The organism is Rathayibacter sp. AY1D2 (assembly GCF_002932695.1).
GTDB lineage: Bacteria > Actinomycetota > Actinomycetes > Actinomycetales > Microbacteriaceae > Rathayibacter.
In genome coordinates, this window is record NZ_PSVX01000032.1 from 1 (window position 1) to 18,976 (window position 18,976).

Consider the following 18,976-nt stretch of genomic DNA (forward strand, 5'->3'; position numbering starts at 1 on the left):
ATGGACGCCGCCCTCCGATGTGGCGGCGCAGTGGGTCATGCGGCCTCCAACGACACCGCTGTCCGAGATCTACGCGGACGTGGACGTGCTCGTCCTCCCCATGGACATCCGCAGCCCGGCAGCGCTCTACCAGCTCCCCGCGAAGCTCGTGGACGCGGCCGTGTTCGGGACTGCCGTGGCGGCGACGCCGACCCCGCCGATCGAGGAGTTCGCGGCCGGAGCCTTCCTGCCGGTCACCGACTGGTCGGATCCCGTCGGCGTCCTCGCAGCGATCAGAACCGCCGACAAGGAGCAGCTGGGAGCAGCGCTCCAGGCGAGGTTCACCACTCTTCTCTCCCCCGAAGCAACAGCCGACACTCTCGACACCGCTGTCCAGAAGGCACTGATCAGAAAGAGCACCCACCGTGCATGAACGACCGGCAGCCGTCCAGGTCCCCCTTCTCTCCGTGAAGGTCACTCCGATGACCGCTGCGGGAGTCGCCGACCTCGTGTCGAGCGAGCCCTCCGGGCCGACGCTGATCCTCAACCACAATCTGCACAGCAGCTACCTCCACCTCAAGCACGCCTGGTTCCGCAGGTTCTACGAGCGCAGCGACATCGCGGTGATCGACGGGTGGCCCGTCCTGGCCCTGGCCTCCCTGAAGCGCCGGGTCACGACCGAGGAGCGCATCGGGTCGACCGATTGGATCCACGCGCTCTGGTCCGACACGCGCTCGCCCGGCCGCCGGGTCTTCATCCTCGGCGGCACCGAGGAGATCAACGCCGCGGCCGTCAGCGCCTGGAGCAGGGCGCGTGCCGTCGACGACGTCGCCGGGATGTCCGGGTACTTCGCACGGGAGGACGAGGAGTCGGTGGTCGACGCGATCCGCAGCCACGCGCCGACCCTCCTCATCGTCGGCCTCGGGATGCCGAAGCAGGAGCGATTCCTGGACGAGCACTGGGACGACCTCCCCGACGCGTACATCGCCACCGTGGGCGGGGCCGTCGACTACATCGCAGGCGCTGTCGAGCTGAGTCCGCGCTGGCTCGGCTCGGTCGGCCTGGAGTGGGCGTGGAGGTTCCTGCACGATCCGCGGCGCCTCTGCACCCGGTACTTCGTGGAGCCGTTCGCGCTGGCCGGACTGATCCTCCGCAACACGCTCCGCGGAGCGGGGACCCGATGAGCCTCACCACCCGCGACGTGACCACCGTCGTCCCGACCCTCGGCAGGCCTGCGCTCGCCCGCGCTCTGCAGTCGGTGCGCGGACAGACGGGCGCTGGAGGCCGGACGGTCGTCGTCCTCGACGACCCCTCCCGCGAGAACCACGTACGGAGTCTTCTCGAGGACGAGGTCCTCCTGGTGACGGCGGGCAGAACCGGCGGGGCGAACGCCCGCAGCACCGGAGCCCGAGCGGCCGAGACCTCGCACGTCGCGTTCCTCGACGACGACGACTGGTGGGAGCCGGAGAAGCTCGCTCGCCAGGTGAAGGCGCTCTCCGAGTCCTCGGCCGATCTCTGCTACACCGCCACCTACTTCCACGAGTCGGGCGACGGCGTGCGCCGACTGCCGACGCGCGAGCTCGCGGCGGGTCAGTCCGTCGCGTCCTATCTCGTCGCCCGTCCGAGCCTCAAGCACGGCACGGGGTACATCCAGACGAGCTCCCTGCTCGCGAGCAGGCGCCTCCTGGACGAGCACCCGTGGGACCCCTCGATGAAGAAGCACCAGGACTGGGACCTCGTCGCGCGGTGGGCTGCGGCCGACGCGCGGATGACCTACGTCCCCCTCGCTCTCGTGCACGTCCAGCAGGGTTCCGCCGCCTCGATCTCGAAGACGGCGGACTGGCGCGCGAGTGCCGCCTGGCTCGCCCGCCACGGCGACGCCCTGGACTCCCGCGCCTACGGAGACTTCGTCGCCACGCAGATGCTGCGGGGCGCCCTCAGCGCCCGCGATCCGCGCGGAGTCGCCGCCTCGGTCGCGGAGCTGTCCCGCCGCCGACCCCACGTCGCCGCGATGATCGTGGGTCTCCACGGTCTCGTGGAGAAGTAGATGCGGGGAGCCGCTCCGAACGGTCCGCGGCGCTCGAAGCCGATCCTTCGCCTCCTCGGTTTCGTCCTGATCCCTCTGATCAGCGCCCTGAGCCCGCTGATCGTCATCCCCTCCATCACCAGCTCCTTCGGAGCGACGGCGTGGGCGTCCGTCGCCGTCGCCCAGTCCATCGGGTCCGCCGCAGCGGTCGTCGTCGAACTCGGCTGGGGCCTGAACGGCCCCCAGCGGATCGCCCGGATGGGGCGGCGGGCTCGATCGCAGACCTATGCTCTGGCCACGGCGACGAAAGTCCTCGTCTTCCTGCCGCTGGTCGTCCCCGTAGTGATCGTCACCGGCCTGCTCGCGCCGGCGGATCCGGTCGCGGCCGCGTGGATCGCCGTCGCAATCGCACTGAGCACGCTGTCGCCGGCGTGGTTCTTCATCGGCGCAGGCCAGCCGCGGAACATCCTGCTTTTCGACGCTCTGCCCAGACTGGCCGCCAACGGGCTCACCGTGCTCCTGATCAGTGCCGCGGGAGCGCCGCTGGCGGTCTACCCGCTGCTACTCGCCGTCGGTACGATCGTGCCTCCGGTCCTCGGCTGGTCCGCTGCAGGGAGCCGACTCGGGTTCCTGCGCTCTCTGGGCCCGCGCCGGATCCTCCGTGCTGTCCGCGCGCAGAACGTCGCCCTCCAGGGACGACTGGCCAGCGCGGCCTACATCGCCCTGCCGGTGGCGATCGTCGGAGCGGCCTCGCCGGGAGCTCTCGTCGTCTTCTCCGCCGCGGAGCGGCTCCAGCGCCTGGTGCTGGCGCTGCTCGCCGCCTTTCCCAACGCGCTGCAGGCATGGGTCGGGGCGCCCGGATCCGATGCCGACCGCTTCCGCCGCATCGCGCGCGCCGTCGGCGCCAACGCCGTCCTCGGGCTCGTCGCCGGAACCGGCTTCGCCTTCTTCGGGGGCTTCGCGGCTCAGATCCTGTTCAGCGGGGAGATCACCCTCCCGCTCCCCATCACCGCTCTCTGCGGAGGGGTCATCGCCATCACCTGCGTGTCGCGGGCTACCGGCGGTCTCGGCCTGGTCGCTCTCCGTCGCCTGAAGGCGCTGCGCAACAGCGCGCTCGTCGGAGCGGCGACGGGGCCGGTGCTCATCTGGCTGCTGTCCCGGACCTTCGGCGCGCCCGGAGGTCTGGCCGCCGAGGTCGTCACCGAGCTCACCGTCCTCATCGTCCAGATCGTCTTCCTGCTCCGCGCTCGGAAGCGCTGAGCCCGTACCCGGAGCGGACGACCCGCGTCTCCTCCTACCCTTTCGAGGGTCACCGGCCTCGAGGCTTCGTCAGTCCGGCCCGATCGCTCCTCACCGTGGATACCGTCGCAAGCGCACCGCATCGGCAATCCCGGGAGGACGCGCCATCATGCTCGACGCCCCTGAAGCGACTCCCCTGCACGACCGCTCTCACCGACGGCCGGACCGGTCCTCCTCCTCGCGCCGGCGGTTCCTCCGCTTCGGCAAGGCGTTCGCGGTGTCCTCGGTCATCGCTCTGCTGGCCGTTCTCGGCGCGGTGTCACCGGCCGGCAGCGCAGCCGCAGCGGGCACGGGCCCCACGGCCGCCGACGTCACGACGGCGCACCCGAGGCTCGAGCTCGACCAGCAGTCGGTCGTCGATCTGCGAGCGTCGGTGTCGTCCGATCCCGCCGTCACCGCCGTATGGAACCGCGTCCGCGCGGAGGCCGACCGGATGCTCACTGAACCGGTTCTGAAGCGGAGCTCTCCGGACGGCATCCGCATCCTGGAGACGTCGCAGACCCTCGTCCAGCGCGCCCGGACTCTGGGCATCAGCTATTTGGTGACCGGGTCCCCCGCCTACGCGGACCGGCTCTGGCTCGATCTCGACGCGGCATCGAAGTTCGCCGATTGGAATCCGGATCACTTCCTCGACACCGCCGAGATGACGCAGGGGATGGCCATCGGCTACGACTGGCTCTACGCCCGCTGGACACCCTCCCAGCGGAGCACACTGAGCTCCGCCATCCAACGGCTCGGCCTCCAGCCGTCCGTGCCCGTCTACTCCGCGCCGGCGAACACCTCCGGCCCCTATGCGCACGGCGGCAATTGGGCCGTCGTCACCAACAACTGGAACATCGTGGCGAACGGAGGGATGATCGCCGGTGCAGTCGCGACGGCGCAGGACAATGCGGGCCTCTCCGATCGGATCCTCGGCTACGCGACCCCCAGTCTCCGCCGGGGCCTCGCGCAGTTCGGGCCCGACGGCGGGTACGCCGAGGGGCCGACGTACTGGGAGTACGCGACGCGGTATCTCGCCTCTGCGTTGAGCACACTCGATGTCGCAACCGGGACGGACTGGGGCCTGGCAGCCTCGCCCGGCGTCAGCACGACGGGCTACTTCCCCGTGCAGATGCTCGGGGCGTCGAAGGAGATGTACGACTTCGGCGACAGCGACTCGACGCAGCTCAACCCGCCGTCGCAGCTGTACCTGGCGAAGAAGTTCGACAACGCCGACTTCCTCTCCGTCGGCGGCAAGCAGACCGGCAGCGATGCGCAGCGGCTCATCTGGTACCAAGCCGCCACGACCGCCGCGGCCGGCCCCGGGGCGTCGAGGGACTCCTTCTCCGCAGCCGCCGGCGTGAGCACGATGAGATCGTCCTGGGACGCGGACGGCACCTCCGTCGGCTTCCGCTCGGCCAGCAGCCCCACGAGCGGGCACCAGCACCAGGACTCCGGCTCCTTCATCCTCGACGCTCTGGGCGAGAGGTGGTCCTCCGACCTCGGACGGGACGACTACAGCCTCGCCGGCTACTTCGAGGGCGAGTCCCGGTGGACCTACTACCGGAACAGGCAGGAGGCGCACAGCACCCTCCTCGTCGACCCCTTCAGAAGCTCGACCGCCTACGCGACCGGGCGGTCGACGATGGTCCGCTCGGACGCCAACGCCTCCTCGTCGCTGGCGGTCAGCGACCTGTCCGCCCTTCTCCCGGGCGGCACCACCTGGCAGCGGGGCGTGAAGCTCTTCGACGGACGCGACCAGTTCCTCGTTCAGGACGAGGTCGAGCGGTACGGCCCCGTCGAGGCGCTCTGGTCCATGAACACCGAGGCCCTGATCGACGTCTCGGACGACGGCCGCAGCGCCACCCTCTACCGCGACGGCCAACGGATGCTGGCCCGCATCGTCACCGACGACTCCTTCCGGTTCTCCGTCATGGACGCCGCTCCCCTGGCCACCTCACCGCGACCGGCCGGTCAGAGCTCGAACCTCGCCGACAGAAAGCTGACCATCGCGGCCTCCGGGACCGACAGCGTCCAGATCGCCGTGCAGTTCTCCCCGCTCCACGGCGACGCCCCCGTGGCAGCGGCAGCCCCGGTCGTCGGCCTGTCATCGTGGTCACTGGATGCGGTCGGGACGAGCCGGGCCACCGGCGTGACGGTGGGCGGCACCCCCCTCCCGTCCTTCGCGGGCGACGACGTCGCCTACACAGCAGCAGTCGACCCGACCGGCCCGGTGCCCGTGGTCGCCGCGCAGGCCGCGGCCGGATCGGTCGTCACCTCGACCTCGCCCGCCGCCGTTCCCGGCTGGGCCTCGACCACCATCACAGAGCCCGGCAGGACTCCGACCACCTACCGCGTCCTCCTCACACCGGGGCCGATCCGGATCGAGAGCGCGGTCGCCTCCCGGACGACGGCGGGGTCACCGGAGGTGACTTTCGACGGGACCGAGGGAACGTACTGGTCCACGTGGGGCGACAACTCGATCACGTGGCAGCTCGCGCGCGCCACGGCGGTCGAGCGCCTCGATCTCTCCTGGGTCGCCAACTCCAGTCGACTGTCGAAGTTCGATCTCCTCAGCTCCCCCGACGGCCGGACGTGGACCGCTCGTACCTCCGGGTCCTACCTCGGGACCGGCGGATGGGCCTCCGTCGCTGCGGCGATGCCCTCCGATTCCCGGTTCGTCCGCCTGGTCGGTCACGGGGACGGCACGAAGGACGTCTGGACGGCGCTGCGGGAGGTCAGGATCTACAGTTTCACCGAGGACGCGCACGTGCACGTGCCGGACAAGAGCCTCTCGTTCGCGACGGCCGCGATCTCCGCGTCCGAGGTGCAGGCCGGCGCAACGGCCGCGGCCTCGGCGACGGGTACCGGGCCGGACGGGCGGACGCTCCCCGCGTCCTCGGTGAGGCTCACCTGGGGCTCCTCCGATCCCGCCGTCGCCTCGGTCGACCGGTCGGGTTCGGTCACCGGGCGCACCGCGGGGACCGCCATGATCGGCGTGCTCGTCGAATCGGGCGGCGTCATCCGCTCGGCGAGCGTTCCGGTGACGGTGGTCGACAGGACGAAGGTCCGTCTCTACCCGACCGCCGACTCCTACGTCCAGGGCGGAGCATCAGCGGGCACCAACTACGGCGCCATCACCGGAATGCTCGTCAAGACCAGCGCCTCCACCACCACCGACCAGAGCTACACCCGCGTCGGCTACCTCCGCTTCGACCTCAGCGCCCTCCAGGGCCGCACCGTCACCGGCGCCACCCTCACCACCACCGCCGCCATCACCGACAACGGATCCCCCGTCCTCCTCGACTTCCACGACACCCCCACCACCTGGACCGAGAAGGGACTCACCTTCACCAACCGCCCCGCCCTCGGCCCCATCCTCGGCAGCACCCTCGTCGACACCACCAAGACCACCCGCACCACCGACCTCACCGACGCCCTCGCCGCCAAAGCCGCAGCCTCCACCCCCACCCTCTCCCTCGGCATCGACCAAGCCCACCTCCCCCCGGGAACAGCAGGCAGCGTCGTCCGAATCGAGACCCGCGAATCCACCACCACCCCCTACCTCGACATCACCTTCGACGACTGAGATCGGACGGCTCGGGCGGCCAGGCCGGAGCTCCGCGACGCGTCAGCGCACCGCCACCGTCGCGCGGTCGCGGCCGGTGAGGTCGCGCTGCGTGGTCGCTCCGCGCCAGCCGTCGGCGGTGAGCAGGGCGCGGATCTCGGCGCCCTGCAGCTCGCCGTGCTCCATCACCAGCACTCCCCCGGAGCGGAGCAGGCGGAGGGCGGTCGCCGAGAGCGAGCGGACGACGTCCAGGCCGTCCTCGCCGCCGTAGAGCGCCGAGGGCGGGTCGAACAGGCGCACCTCCGGGTCGCGCGGGACGGCGGCGGCCGGGATGTAGGGCGGGTTGGAGACGACGACGGAGACGGTGCCGTCCAGCTCGGGAAGTGCCCGGGCGAGGTCGTCGAAGACGATGCGGGCGTTCTCGAGCCCGAGCCGCTCGCGGTTGCCGCGGGCCCAGATGAACGCCTCGGGAGCGTTCTCCACGCCGATCACGCGCGCGTGCGGCACCTCGTGCGCAAGCGCGAGCGCCAGGGCTCCGCTGCCCGTGCCGAGGTCGACGGCGATCGGCTCCGGATCGACGACCGCTCGGAGCGCGTCGATCGCGATCTGCGCGACGCCCTCGGTCTCGGGTCGCGGGACGAACACGCCGGGTCCGACCGCGAGCTCGAGCGAGCGGAACGGTGCGATCCCGGTGATGTGCTGCAGGGGCTCGCGAGCCGACCGGCGCTCGATCGCGCTCGCGAACGCCGCGGCGTGCTCCTCGTCGACGCTCAACCCCGTGATGAGGCGCGCCTGCAGCCGGCCGCGGCCGAGCCCGAGCAGGTGCCCGAGAAGCAGCTCCGCATCGACGTCCGGCGTGGGGACGCGGGCGGCGGCGAGGCGGGCGACCGCGTCCGCGAGGAGGGTGCGCGCGTCGACACCGGTGGTCACGAGGGTCACGCCTCCTCGGAGCCGATGTCGGCCAGGCGGGCCTCCTCGTCGGCCTGGATGGCGCTCTCCACCACCGGGTCGAGCGCGCCGTTCATCACGCCGTCGAGGTTGTACGCCTTGTAGCCGGTGCGGTGGTCGGCGATGCGGTTCTCGGGGAAGTTGTAGGTCCGGATGCGCTCGGAGCGGTCCATCGTGCGGATCTGCGTCTTGCGCGCGTCCGAGGCCGCCGCGGCGATCTCCTCCTGCTGGCGGGCCAGGATGCGGGCGCGCAGCACGCGCATGCCCGCTTCGCGGTTCTGCAGCTGGCTCTTCTCGTTCTGCATCGACACGACGATGCCGGTCGGGAGGTGGGTGATCCGCACGGCGGAGTCGGTCGTGTTGACGGACTGCCCGCCGGGACCGGAGGAGCGGTAGACGTCGATCTTCAGGTCGTTCTGGTTGATCGCGACCTCCTCGGGCGCGTCCACCTCGGGGAACACGAGCACGCCCGTGGTCGAGGTGTGGATCCGCCCCTGCGACTCGGTCACGGGGACGCGCTGCACCCGGTGCACGCCGCCCTCGTACTTGAGGTGCGCCCACACGCCCTGCGAGGGATCGGTGGCGTTGCTCTTGATCGCGACCTGCACGTTCTTGTAGCCGCCGAGGTCGGACTCGTCGCGGTCGAGGATCTCCGTCTTCCAGCCCTTCGCCTCGGCGTAGTGCAGGTACATCCGGAGGAGGTCGGCCGCGAACAGCGCGCTCTCGGCTCCGCCCTCGCCGCCCTTGATCTCCATGATGACGTCGCGGCCGTCGTCGGGGTCGCGCGGGATGAGCAGGCGCCGCAGCTTCTCCTGCGCCACCCGCAGCGACTCCTCCAGCTCGGGGACCTCCTCCGCGAAGGCCTCGTCCTCGCGGGCGAGCTCGCGCGCGGCCTCGAGGTCCTCGCCGGCCTGGATCCAGGCGGAGTGGGCCGCCTTGATCTGGCTCAGCTCCGCGTAGCGCCGGTTGACCTTCTTCGCGCGGGCGGCATCGGCGTGGAGGGCCGGGTCGGAGAGCTGCGTCTGCAGGTCCTCGTGCTCGGCGAGGAGGACGCTGACGGATTCGAACATGGGGTCCTGGCTTCCGGAGGTGGTCGGGGTCGGGCTCATCGCCCGGGGACGCGAAAACGTCCGCGGCCGCCCCCGGTGACAGGGGCGACCGCGGACGTCGGGGCGCTAGTGGTGGCCGTTGCCGTGGCCGGCGGTGGCCGGGCCGACGGCCGACTTCGAGACCTGCATGAGGAACTCGACGTTGGACGAGGTCTCCTTCAGGCGCGACAGGATGATCTCCAACGCCTGCTGCTGGTCGAGCCCGGCGAGGGCGCGGCGCAGCTTCCAGGTGATCTTGACCTCGTCGGCGCTGAGCAGCATCTCCTCGCGGCGCGTGCCGGAGGCGTTCACGTCGACAGCGGGGAAGATCCGCTTGTCGGCGAGGTGACGGGAGAGGCGGAGCTCCATGTTGCCGGTGCCCTTGAACTCCTCGAAGATCACCTCGTCCATCTTCGAGCCGGTCTCGATGAGCGCCGTCGCGAGGATGGTGAGCGAGCCGCCGTTCTCGATGTTGCGCGCCGCTCCGAAGAACTTCTTCGGCGGGTACAGCGCCGAGGCGTCCACGCCGCCCGAGAGCACGCGGCCCGAGGGAGGAGCGGTCACGTTGTAGGCGCGGCCGAGACGGGTGATGGAGTCGAGCAGCACGACCACGTCGTGGCCCAGCTCGACCAGGCGCTTCGCGCGCTCGATCGCGAGCTCGGCGACGGTCGTGTGGTCCTCGGCCGGGCGGTCGAAGGTGGAGGCGACGACCTCGCCGCGCACGGTGCGCTGCATGTCGGTGACCTCCTCCGGACGCTCGTCGACCAGGACGACCATCAGGTGGACCTCCGGGTTGTTCTGCACGATCGCATTGGCGATCTGCTGCAGGACGATGGTCTTGCCTGCCTTGGGCGGCGCGACGATCAGGCCGCGCTGTCCCTTGCCGATCGGGGCGACCAGGTCGATGATCCGCTGGGTCAGCTTGCCGGGCTCGGTCTCGAGGCGCAGGCGCTCGGTCGGGTAGAGCGGCGTGAGCTTCTGGAACTCGACGCGCGCAGCGGCCTCCTCGACGGTCTGGCCGTTGATCGAGTCGACGCGGACGATCGCGTTGTACTTCTGGCGGCCGCCGCCCTCGCCCTCGCGGGGCTGGCGGATGGCGCCGACGACCGCGTCGCCCTTGCGCAGGTTGTACTTCTTGACCTGGCCGAGGGAGACGTAGACGTCGCTGACGCCGGGCAGGTACCCGGTGGTGCGCACGAAGGCGTAGTTGTCGAGGACGTCGAGGATGCCGGCGACCGGGATGAGGACGTCGTCCTCGCCGATCTCGGGCTCGAAGTCGTCGCCGATCGCTCCGCCGCGGCGCTTGCGGTCGCGGTAGCGGCTGCGGCGGCCGTCCTCGCCCTCGGCCTGCTGGCCGTTCTGGGGCTGTCCGGAGCCGTTCTGCTGAGGAGCCTGCTGGCCCTCGGACTGCGCGGCGCGCGCGCCCTGACCGTTCTGCGGCTGGGACTGCGCGGCGGGGCTCTGCTGAGCGTCGTTCTGGCGGTCGTCCCCGCGGTTGCGGTTCCGGTTGCGGCGGTTGCGACCGCGGCCGGTGCCCTGCTGGTCGCCGTTCTGCTGCTGGTCGCCGCCCTGCTGCTCCTGCTGGTCGCCGGAGTCGGAGGAGTCGGCGTCGTTCTCGGCGGGCGCCTGCTCGGCCTGCTCGGAGGCGCCCCCGCGGCTGCGGCGGCGTCCGCGGCGCTCGCGCTGGCCGCCCTCGCGGGAGGAGTCGTCCGACTCCGGCCCGTTGGGCAGCTCGATGTCGATGACGGGCTTCGCGGCCTGGTCGGCGTCGCGGTCCTGCTCGATGACGGGGAGGTCGGGAATCAGCGACTCGACGCCGGTCCCGCCGGGGATGTTGAGGTGCTCGCCGGCGGCGACGGTGCCGCTGGAGGCGCGGCGCGAGCTGCGTCGGCGGGGCGCGCGCTCGGCGGGCTCGGCGACCGGCTCGGCCGCCGCGGGGAGCTCGAGCTCGACGGGGGCCGACTCGGCGGCCGTCGCGGAGGGCTCGTCGACGGTGGGCGCGGCCTGCTCGAGGACGTCGGCCGTGTCGGCCTCGGTGCTCTCGACGGGCGTCGGCAGCTCCGCCGGCGCATCGGGCTGAGGAGCGGACTGCTCGGCCACATCGGCCGGCTCGGCCTCGACGCCGGTGGCGTCGACGTCCGGGGCGACCGCTGCGTCGTCCGGAGCGACCGCGTCGGCGATCGCGGCGGGCGCATCCTCGGCGGAGGCGGCGCGCAGGTCCGAGATGGCCTGGACCAGCTCGCCCTTGCGGAGCTTGGAGGCGCCGCCGAGGCCGAGCCGCGTCGCGAGAGCCTGGAGCTCGGCGACGCGCAGACCGGAGAGGTCGGCGGTGAGGTCCACGGCCGAGCCGTGGGTGTTGACGTCTGTCACTGGAGAGGGTTCCTTCCCCCCGGGAACGAGTGCTCACCGGGAGAGCTCATCGACCGTGCGGTGCCATCGCGTGTTCTGATCCACGCGATGCTCTCGGCCGCCGGGACCGACTGCCGCAGAGAGCGAGGAGAGGGCCCGGAGACCAGGCGCCGGTCTGCAAGAGGAGCAGGGGCGCCCTTCACACGATGTGATGGCCGTGGTTGTCGGGACGATCCGTCGGACAGATTCCGCTCGTTACGCGGTTCCTCGGGATGCGGTCCCCACTGTAGCACCCTTGAAGTCGACGGCCAGCATGTGCGCGCGCCACGGCGTGGGGGCCTCCCGCTCCACCAGATCCGCGGCGGCGAGGCGCTGCGCGGGGTCGCTGCAGAGCACCAGGACGCTCGGTCCGGCACCCGAGACGACCGCCGCGTAGCCGTGCGAGCGCAGCAGCGCGATCAGCGCTGAGGTCTCGGGCATGGCGGCCGCGCGGTAGTTCTGGTGCAGCTTGTCCTCGGTCGCCGCGAACAGCAGCTCCGGGCTCTGGATGAGGGCGGCGATCAGGAGCGAGGAGCGCGAGACGTTGAACACCGCGTCCTCGTGCGGCACGCTCTGCGGCTGCAGCGAGCGTGCCAGCCGCGTCGACATGGTGTGCTCGGGCACGAAGACGACCGGGGACACGCCGCGGTGGACCATGAGCTTCTTGGAGCGCGGTCGCAGCGGCGAGTCGTCGGCGCCGGAGGCGTGCGGCTCGACCCAGGCGATGGTGAGGCCGCCGAACAGTGCGGGCGCCACGTTGTCGGGGTGCCCCTCCATCTCGGTGGCGATGCGGAGGAGGTCGTCCGAGTCGAGCTCGACGACGCCCTCGAGCAGGCCCTTCGCGGCCATGATGCCGGAGACGATCGCGGCGCCGGACGAGCCCATCCCGCGGCCGTGCGGGATGATGTTGCGCGCGATCACCTCGATGCCGGGCATCTCCTGCCGCTGGTCGGCGAACGTGTACGCGATGGCCTGCACGACGAGGTTCGTCTCGTCGGTCGCCACCTCGCCCTCGCCGACTCCGTGCACGGTGACCCGCGCACCCGTGGCCGCGACGGCCGTCACGTCGAGCTCGTCGTAGAACGAGAGCGCCAGGCCGAGCGTGTCGAAGCCGGGGCCCAGGTTCGCCGAGGTGGCGGGGACCTTGACGTGGACGGTGCGGCCGACGGGAACCGCCGAGGTCATGCGCCGGCCAGCCCCAGCACGTCGGCGATCGCGGCGGTGTCGACCGGGACGACGGTCGGCGTGATGTCCGCGCCGTCGGCCGTGCGGAGCGCCCACTGCGGGTCCTTGAGCCCGTGGCCGGTGACCGTCAGGACGACGGTCGCGTCCTTCGGGATCGCTCCGGCCTCGGCGCGCTCGAGGAGCCCCGCGACGCTGATCGCCGACGCCGGCTCGACGAAGACGCCGACCTCGCCCGCGAGGATGCGGTACGCCTCGAGGATCTTCTCGTCGCTGATCGCGCCGAAGTAGCCGTCGCTGACGGTGCGCGCGTTGAGGGCGAGCTCCCACGAGGCCGGGTTGCCGATCCGGATCGCGCTGGCGATCGTCTCGGGGTGGCGGACCGGGGCGCCGTGCACGATCGGAGCGGAGCCCTCGGCCTGGAAGCCGAACATGCGCGGGAGGCGGGTCGACTCGCCGCGCTCCAGCTCCTCCGAGTAGCCGCGGAAGTAGGCGGTGTAGTTGCCCGCGTTGCCGACCGGGACGATGTGGAAGTCCGGAGCATCGCCCAGCACCTCGACGACCTCGAAGGCCGCGGTCTTCTGGCCGGCGATGCGGTCCGGGTTCACCGAGTTGACCAGGTGGACCGGGTAGTTCTTCGCGAGGTCGCGGGCGATGTCGAGGCAGTCGTCGAAGTTGCCCTGCACCTGCAGCAGCTGCGCGTTGTGCGCGATTGCCTGGCTGAGCTTGCCCAGGGCGATCTTGCCCTCCGGCACCAGGACGGCCGCGGTGATGCCGGCGTGCGTCGCGTAGGCGGCGGCCGACGCGGAGGTGTTGCCGGTCGAAGCGCAGATGACGGCCTTCGCGCCGTGCTCGACGGCCTTCGAGATCGCCATGGTCATGCCGCGGTCCTTGAAGGAGCCGGTCGGGTTCATGCCCTCGTACTTGACCCACACCTTCGCGCCCGTGCGTGCCGAGAGGGCCGCCGCGGGGATGAGCGGCGTGCCGCCCTCGCCGAGAGTGATGACCGGGGTCGCCTCGGTGACATCGAGGCGGTCCGCGTACTCGTGCAGGACTCCGCGCCACTGCTTGGCCATCTCAGGCTCCTTCAACTCGTAGAACGGACGTCACGGCGCCGACGAAACCATGCGAATGGAGGGCGGTGACGGTGGCCGCCAGATCGGATTCCGCCGCGGCGTGCGTGCCGATGACCAGGGTAGCGGTCGGCTCGCGCCCCTCCGCACCGCCCTGCTCCTCCAGCGGGTCGGCGCCGGGCGGGGTCTGCACCAGGGTCTCGACCGAGACGCCGTGATCGGCGAAGACGCCCGCGATCTGCGCGAGCACGCCGGGGCGGTCGAGCACCTCGAGGGTGACCTGGTACCGGGTCGTGACGTGGCCGATCGGGAGGACCGCGAGCCCGGAGCTCGCGCTGGTCACCAGGCCGGGGCCGCCGACGACGTGGCGGCGGGCGGCCGAGACGACGTCGCCGAGGACGGCGGAGGCCGTCTCGATCCCGCCGGCGCCGGCGCCGTAGAACATCAGGTCGCCGGCCGCCTCCGCCTCGACGAAGACCGCGTTGTTGGCCCCGTGCACGGCCGCGAGCGGGTGGGAGCGGTGCACGAGCGCGGGGTAGACCCGCGCGGACACGCCCTCCACGCCGGTCTTGGCGTCGGTCAGCCGCTCGCAGATCGCGAGCAGCTTGATCACGTAGCCGGAGTCGCGGGCCTGGTCGACCTGCGCCTTCGTGATGCCGGTGATGCCCTCGCGGTGCACCAGGGCGACCGGGACGTCGGTGTGGAACGCGAGGCGGGCGAGGATCGCCGCCTTCTGCGCCGCGTCGTAGCCCTCGATGTCGGCGGTCGGGTCGGACTCGGCGTAGCCGAGCTCGGTCGCGCGGGCGAGCGCGTCCTCGAGGCTCGCGTGCTCGGTGTCCATCCGGTCGAGGATGTAGTTGGTCGTGCCGTTGACGATGCCGAGGATGCGGTGGACCCGGTCGCCGGCGAGGCTGTCGCGCAGCGGCCGTATGATCGGGATCGCGCCGGCGACGGCCGCCTCGTAGTTGAGCTGGGCGCCCACCTGGTCGGCGGCCTCGAAGAGCTCGTTGCCGTGGGCGGCGAGCAGCGCCTTGTTGGCCGTGATCACGTCCGCGCCCGACGAGATCGCCGTGAGGATGTGGCTGCGGGCGGGCTCGAGCCCGCCGATCAGCTCGACCACGATGTCGGCGCCCAGGATCAGCGACTCGGCGTCGGTGGTCAGGAGGTGCTTCGGGATGTCGGCGGTGCGGGGCGCGTCCACGTCCCTGACGGCCACGCCCACGAGCTCCAGCGGCGCCCCCACGCGCTGGGCGAGCTCGTCGCCGTGGTCGAGCAGGAGGCGCGCCACCTGGGCACCGACGGACCCGGCACCCAGCAGGGCGACGCGGAGGCTGCGGTACTCGATCATCGGGAGGTGGCCTTTCGTTCGATGCCGGCGTCGCGGCGGAGGAGGTCCTCCTCGGTCTCGCCGCGCACGAGGACGCGCGAGCGCCCGTCGCGGACGGCGACCACCGGGGGGCGCCCGAGGTAGTTGTAGTTGCTGGCGAGCGACCAGCAGTAGGCGCCGGTCGCGGCGACGGCGAGCAGGTCGCCCGGCCGCACGTCCGCGGGCAGGAAGTCGTCGTGGACGACGATGTCGCCCGACTCGCAGTGCTTCCCGGCCACCCGCACGAGGGCGGGCTCGGCCGAGGAGGAGCGGTCGGCGATCCGCGCCGTGTAGTCGGCGCCGTAGAGCGCCGGACGGGCGTTGTCGCTCATGCCGCCGTCGACGCTGACGTAGCGGCGGACCGCGGTCGAGCTCTCGGAGCCGACCGTCACGTCCTTCACGGTGCCCACCTCGTAGAGGGTGACGCCGGCGGGCCCGATCAGCGAGCGGCCGGGCTCGATCGCGATGTGCGGCACCGGGACGCCGCGGGCGGCGCACTGCTCGGCCACCGCGTCGGCGACGGCGGCCGCGATCTCGGCGATCGGCGTCGGGTCATCGGCGCTGGTGTAGGCGATGCCGAAGCCGCCGCCGAGGTTGAGCTCCGGCACGGGGCCGTCCGCGAGCAGAGCCGCGTGGACGTCGAGCAGGCGCGACGCCGACTCCGCGAACCCGGCGGAGCCGAAGATCTGGGATCCGATGTGGCAGTGCAGCCCGAGGAACCGCAGGGAGGAGAAGGAGCGGATGCGGGCGACCGCGGCCGGGCAGTCGGCGAGTGCGAGGCCGAACTTCTGGTCCTCATGCGCCGTGGCGAGGAACTCGTGGGTGTGCGCGTGCACTCCGCTGTTGACCCGGAGGCGCACCGCCTGCACGCGGCCGTGCCGCTCGGCCGCGGCTGCGACGCGCTCGATCTCGACGAGGCTGTCGAGCACGATCGTGCCCGCGCCCACCTCGACGGCCCGGTCGATCTCGCGGAGCGACTTGTTGTTGCCGTGGAGGCCGAAGCGCTCGGGCTCGATCCCGGCGGCGAGCGCCACCGCCATTTCGCCGCCGCTGGAGAGGTCGAGGTTCAGGCCCTCGTCGCGCATCCAGCGGGCGACCTCGGTCGAGAGGAACGCCTTGCCCGCGTAGTAGACCGTGACGCCGGTGCCGATGCGGCCGAGCTCGCGAGCGAAGACCTCGCGCATCTCCACGGCTCGGCGGCGGGCGTCGGCCTCGTCCACCACGTAGAGAGGAGTGCCGTGCTCGCGCACCAGCTCGGCGACGGGCACTCCGGCGATCCGGATCCCGCCGTCCTCGCCGCGCTCGGCGCTGTCCGGCCACACGCCGTCGGCCAGGGCGTTCGGGTCGGCGGGCGTGTGCAGCCACTCAGGCGCGAGCGGATGCCGGGGGGCGCGGGCGCGGGCGTCGACGGTGTCCACGGGTGAGACCTCACAGGAGAGAGTGGGAGCGTCACTGCGGGGCGAGCGGGTCCGGATTGACCCCTGAAGCCAGCGATGTCAGTGTTCGGCCCGCGGAAGACGCCGGCACAGGGCTCCGATCCTACCGGTCCGGGGCGGCGGCGCCGCGCGGGCTCAGGCGCAGGTGCCCGGTTCCTGCTCCGCGGGGTCGCTGAGGAACGTCGGAGAGAGCGCGAAGCTCGCGTTCAGCGACTCGTCGGCGACCTCGACCCCGGTCAGCGTCAGTCCGCGCGGTACCGAGTCCGCGATGCACACGGACGACGGAGCGAGCAGGTCGCCGGAGACGGCGCCGAAGCGGTCGCGGAAGTCGGTCGCCGAGAAGGTCGCACCGGCGGCGGAGACCTCGGCCGGGGTCAGCCGGATGGCGCCGTCCACGGCGGCGAGCTCCATCCCCACGCCCGCGCCGAGCCGGAGGCCCAGCACCTCGACGGAAGCGGTCACGCGCACGAGCGGAGCGTCCAGCGTCACCTCGTCGACAGGAACGGTGCTGCGCTCGGTGACGAGCCGCGAGACCGAGGCCGCGTCGATCGCGACCGTCGTGCTGCCCGACTCGACAGCTCCGACGCCGCTCACCGGCACCCCGATCAGGGTCGCGGCGACGTCGCCGTCGAGCTCGCCGAACGTCACGTCCGAGCTGCGCAGGTCGAGCCGGTCCAGCCGCCCCGAGACGAGCTGCGGGAGAACGGCCCAGCCGGCGACGTCGACGTCCACCGCCCGGTCCGCGGGCAGTGCGAGCGCCTCGCGGAGGCTCGCGGCGGCGCGGTCCGCGACGGCGCGGCGGGCGAGCGAGTCGCCCACCACTGCCGCGACCACGAGCAGCACCAGCACCACGACGACCACCACGGCCGCGCGTCCCCCGCGCCGGCGCCGCGGCGCCGCCCCCGACGCGCTCACATCCGGTCCGGGGCCGTGACGCCCAGCAGGGAGAGCCCGTTGCGGAGCACCTGCCCGGTCGCCTCGTTCAGGCGCAGCCGGGTCGAGTGCACGGCCTCGACCGGGTCCTCGCCCTGCGGCACGACCCGGCAGTTGTCGTACCAGCGGTGGTAGAGGCCGGCGACCTCCTCGAGGTACCGCGCGACGCGGTGCGGCTCGCGCAGCTCCGCGGCGTGCGCCACGATGCGCGGGAACTCCTGCAGGCCGCCGAGCAGCGCCGACTCGGTCGGATGCACCAGCGTCTCGGGCGCGAACGGCTCGACGGGGACGCCCGACGCCGCGGCCTTCGCCGCGACCTGGCGGGTGCGCGCGTGGGCGTACTGCACGTAGTAGACGGGGTTGTCGTTGCTCCGCTTGGTCAGCAGGTCGAGGTCGATGTCGAGGGTCGAGTCGGCCGAGGAGCGCACCAGCGAGTAGCGCGCGGCGTCCACGCCGACGGCCTCCGTGAGGTCCTCCATCGTGACGACGGTCCCCGCCCGCTTGGACATCCGGACCGCCTCCCCGTCGCGGAGCAGGTTGACCAGCTGGCCGATCAGGATCTCGAGGTTCACGCCCGGGGTGTCGCCGAACGCCGCGCACATCGCCATCATCCGGCCGATGTAGCCGTGGTGGTCGGCGCCGAGCATGATGATCGCCCGATCGAAGCCGCGCTCGCGCTTGTCGAGGTAGTAGGCGAGGTCGCCCGCGATGTAGGCCGCCTCCCCGTCGCTCTTGATGATGACGCGGTCGCGGTCGTCGCCGAACGAGGTGGTCCGCAGCCAGGTGGCGCCGTCCGCCTCGAAGATGTGCCCGAGCTCGCGGAGGCGCTCGATCGCGCGGTCGACGGCACGCGACTCGTGCAGGGAGTTCTCGTGGAAGTACACGTCGAAGTCGACGCCGAACTCGTGCAGGCTCTGCTTGATCTCGCCGAACATCAGCTCGACGCCGATCGAGCGGAAGGTCTCGGCGAGCTCCTCCTCGGGCAGGACGGCGAGGTCGCCCGGGTAGGCGGCCGCGACGCGCTCGGCGATGTCGCCGATGTAGGCGCCGCCGTAGCCGTCCTCCGGGGTCGGCTCGCCGCGGTGGGCGGCGAGGAGGCTCCGCGTGAAGCGGTCGATCTGCGCGCCGTGGTCGTTGAAGTAGTACTCGCGGGTCACCTCGGCGCCCTGCGAGAGGAGCATCCGGGCCAGGCTGTCGCCGACCGCCGCCCAGCGCGTCCCGCCGATGTGGATGGGGCCGGTGGGGTTGGCGGAGACGAACTCGAGGTTCATCCGGACGCCGGCGTAGGCGGACCCGGTGCCGTAGGCCTCGCCCGCCTCGACGATCGCGCCGGCCAGGGCACCCGCGGCCGCGGCCTCGAGCCGGACGTTGAGGAAGCCGGGACCGGCGACCTCGACCGTGGCGACGCCCTCGACCGCGCCCAGCCCCTCGGCCAGCTCGGCGGCGAGCTCGCGCGGGTTCGCGCCGACCCGCTTCGCGAGCTTCATCGCGATGTTCGAGGCCCAGTCGCCGTGGTCGCGGTTCTTCGGGCGCTCCAGCACGACGTCCGAGAGCTCGACGCCCGCATCGCTCCCCCGTCGCTGCACGGCGTCGAGGACGAGGGCGTGCAGGGAGGCGGCGAGCTGTTCGGGAGTCACGGGGAGCGATTCTACCGGCCGCCGCGCCCGCGCCCCCCGTCCCTCCTGCACCGCGGGGCCGCTCGGCAGGGCGG

The 18,976-nt window shown here is 72.1% G+C and carries 14 protein-coding genes; 5 read left to right on the forward strand and 9 right to left on the reverse strand.

What is annotated here, in order from left to right:
- The 5 genes from C5D04_RS18215 to C5D04_RS09850 all read left to right on the forward strand — a co-directional run.
- The coding region (locus tag C5D04_RS18215; RefSeq protein ID WP_181137694.1) for a hypothetical protein at positions 1-412 on the forward strand (412 nt) is incomplete at its 5' end.
- A 49-nt stretch (positions 413-461) separates the two neighbouring features.
- Positions 462-1,163: a WecB/TagA/CpsF family glycosyltransferase gene (locus tag C5D04_RS09835; protein ID WP_146087854.1), complete on the forward strand. Its 702-nt coding sequence runs from the start codon at positions 462-464 to the stop codon at positions 1,161-1,163.
- Positions 1,160-2,026, forward strand: a complete 867-nt coding sequence (locus tag C5D04_RS09840) for a glycosyltransferase family 2 protein (RefSeq protein WP_104232720.1) — start codon at positions 1,160-1,162, stop codon at positions 2,024-2,026. Before C5D04_RS09835 ends, C5D04_RS09840 begins: the two co-directional genes overlap by 4 nt.
- Positions 2,027-3,265 carry a hypothetical protein gene (locus C5D04_RS09845; protein WP_104232721.1) on the forward strand — a complete coding sequence of 413 codons (1,239 nt, stop codon included), beginning with the start codon at positions 2,027-2,029 and terminating at the stop codon, positions 3,263-3,265.
- A 148-nt stretch (positions 3,266-3,413) separates the two neighbouring features.
- On the forward strand, positions 3,414-6,872 hold the full coding sequence (locus C5D04_RS09850) for a DNRLRE domain-containing protein (RefSeq protein WP_104232722.1): 3,459 nt from the start codon (positions 3,414-3,416) through the stop codon (positions 6,870-6,872).
- 42 nt (positions 6,873-6,914) lie between these two features.
- Here the strand turns inward: C5D04_RS09850 and prmC are convergent, their stop codons facing one another.
- The 9 genes from prmC to argS all read right to left on the reverse strand — a co-directional run bounded on the left by prmC (position 6,915) and on the right by argS (position 18,902).
- Positions 6,915-7,790, reverse strand: coding sequence for a peptide chain release factor N(5)-glutamine methyltransferase (gene prmC / locus C5D04_RS09855; RefSeq protein WP_104237567.1), 876 nt, complete (start codon positions 7,788-7,790; stop codon positions 6,915-6,917).
- Positions 7,787-8,869 carry a peptide chain release factor 1 gene (prfA, locus tag C5D04_RS09860; RefSeq protein WP_104232724.1) on the reverse strand — a complete coding sequence of 361 codons (1,083 nt, stop codon included), beginning with the start codon at positions 8,867-8,869 and terminating at the stop codon, positions 7,787-7,789. The genes prmC and prfA overlap by 4 nt, the downstream gene beginning before the upstream one ends.
- Before the next feature lie 105 nt (positions 8,870-8,974).
- Positions 8,975-11,257 carry a transcription termination factor Rho gene (gene rho, locus C5D04_RS09865; RefSeq protein ID WP_104266953.1) on the reverse strand — a complete coding sequence of 761 codons (2,283 nt, stop codon included), beginning with the start codon at positions 11,255-11,257 and terminating at the stop codon, positions 8,975-8,977.
- Positions 11,258-11,491: 234 nt separating this feature from the next.
- On the reverse strand, positions 11,492-12,460 hold the full coding sequence (gene thrB / locus C5D04_RS09870; RefSeq protein WP_104223004.1) for a homoserine kinase: 969 nt from the start codon (positions 12,458-12,460) through the stop codon (positions 11,492-11,494).
- On the reverse strand, positions 12,457-13,533 hold the full coding sequence (thrC, locus tag C5D04_RS09875) for a threonine synthase (protein WP_104223003.1): 1,077 nt from the start codon (positions 13,531-13,533) through the stop codon (positions 12,457-12,459). The genes thrB and thrC overlap by 4 nt, the downstream gene beginning before the upstream one ends.
- A gap of 1 nt (position 13,534) precedes the next feature.
- The gene (locus tag C5D04_RS09880; RefSeq protein WP_104232726.1) at positions 13,535-14,878 is read right to left on the reverse strand and encodes a homoserine dehydrogenase; all 1,344 of its coding nucleotides are present in this window, start codon (positions 14,876-14,878) and stop codon (positions 13,535-13,537) included.
- Positions 14,875-16,314 carry a diaminopimelate decarboxylase gene (gene lysA, locus C5D04_RS09885; RefSeq protein WP_104291532.1) on the reverse strand — a complete coding sequence of 480 codons (1,440 nt, stop codon included), beginning with the start codon at positions 16,312-16,314 and terminating at the stop codon, positions 14,875-14,877. The genes C5D04_RS09880 and lysA overlap by 4 nt, the downstream gene beginning before the upstream one ends.
- A gap of 153 nt (positions 16,315-16,467) precedes the next feature.
- Positions 16,468-17,196: an LmeA family phospholipid-binding protein gene (locus C5D04_RS09890; RefSeq protein WP_104262485.1), complete on the reverse strand. Its 729-nt coding sequence runs from the start codon at positions 17,194-17,196 to the stop codon at positions 16,468-16,470.
- Between the two features lie 47 nt (positions 17,197-17,243).
- The gene (gene argS / locus C5D04_RS09895; RefSeq protein WP_104222999.1) at positions 17,244-18,902 is read right to left on the reverse strand and encodes an arginine--tRNA ligase; all 1,659 of its coding nucleotides are present in this window, start codon (positions 18,900-18,902) and stop codon (positions 17,244-17,246) included.
- Positions 18,903-18,976 lie beyond the last annotated feature (74 nt).

What these genes read in the sequence shown, in the direction of transcription:
- C5D04_RS09850 (WP_104232722.1), top strand. Translation starts at nt 3,414, where the DNA reads ATGCTCGACGCCCCTGAAGCGACTCCCCTGCACGACCGCTCTCACCGA.
- thrC (WP_104223003.1), bottom strand. Translation starts at nt 13,533, where the DNA reads ATGGCCAAGCAGTGGCGCGGAGTCCTGCACGAGTACGCGGACCGCCTC.
- C5D04_RS09880 (WP_104232726.1), bottom strand. Translation starts at nt 14,878, where the DNA reads ATGATCGAGTACCGCAGCCTCCGCGTCGCCCTGCTGGGTGCCGGGTCC.
- C5D04_RS09840 (WP_104232720.1), top strand. Translation starts at nt 1,160, where the DNA reads ATGAGCCTCACCACCCGCGACGTGACCACCGTCGTCCCGACCCTCGGC.
- C5D04_RS09835 (WP_146087854.1), top strand. Translation starts at nt 462, where the DNA reads ATGACCGCTGCGGGAGTCGCCGACCTCGTGTCGAGCGAGCCCTCCGGG.
- prfA (WP_104232724.1), bottom strand. Translation starts at nt 8,869, where the DNA reads ATGTTCGAATCCGTCAGCGTCCTCCTCGCCGAGCACGAGGACCTGCAG.
- C5D04_RS09845 (WP_104232721.1), top strand. Translation starts at nt 2,027, where the DNA reads ATGCGGGGAGCCGCTCCGAACGGTCCGCGGCGCTCGAAGCCGATCCTT.
- thrB (WP_104223004.1), bottom strand. Translation starts at nt 12,460, where the DNA reads ATGACCTCGGCGGTTCCCGTCGGCCGCACCGTCCACGTCAAGGTCCCC.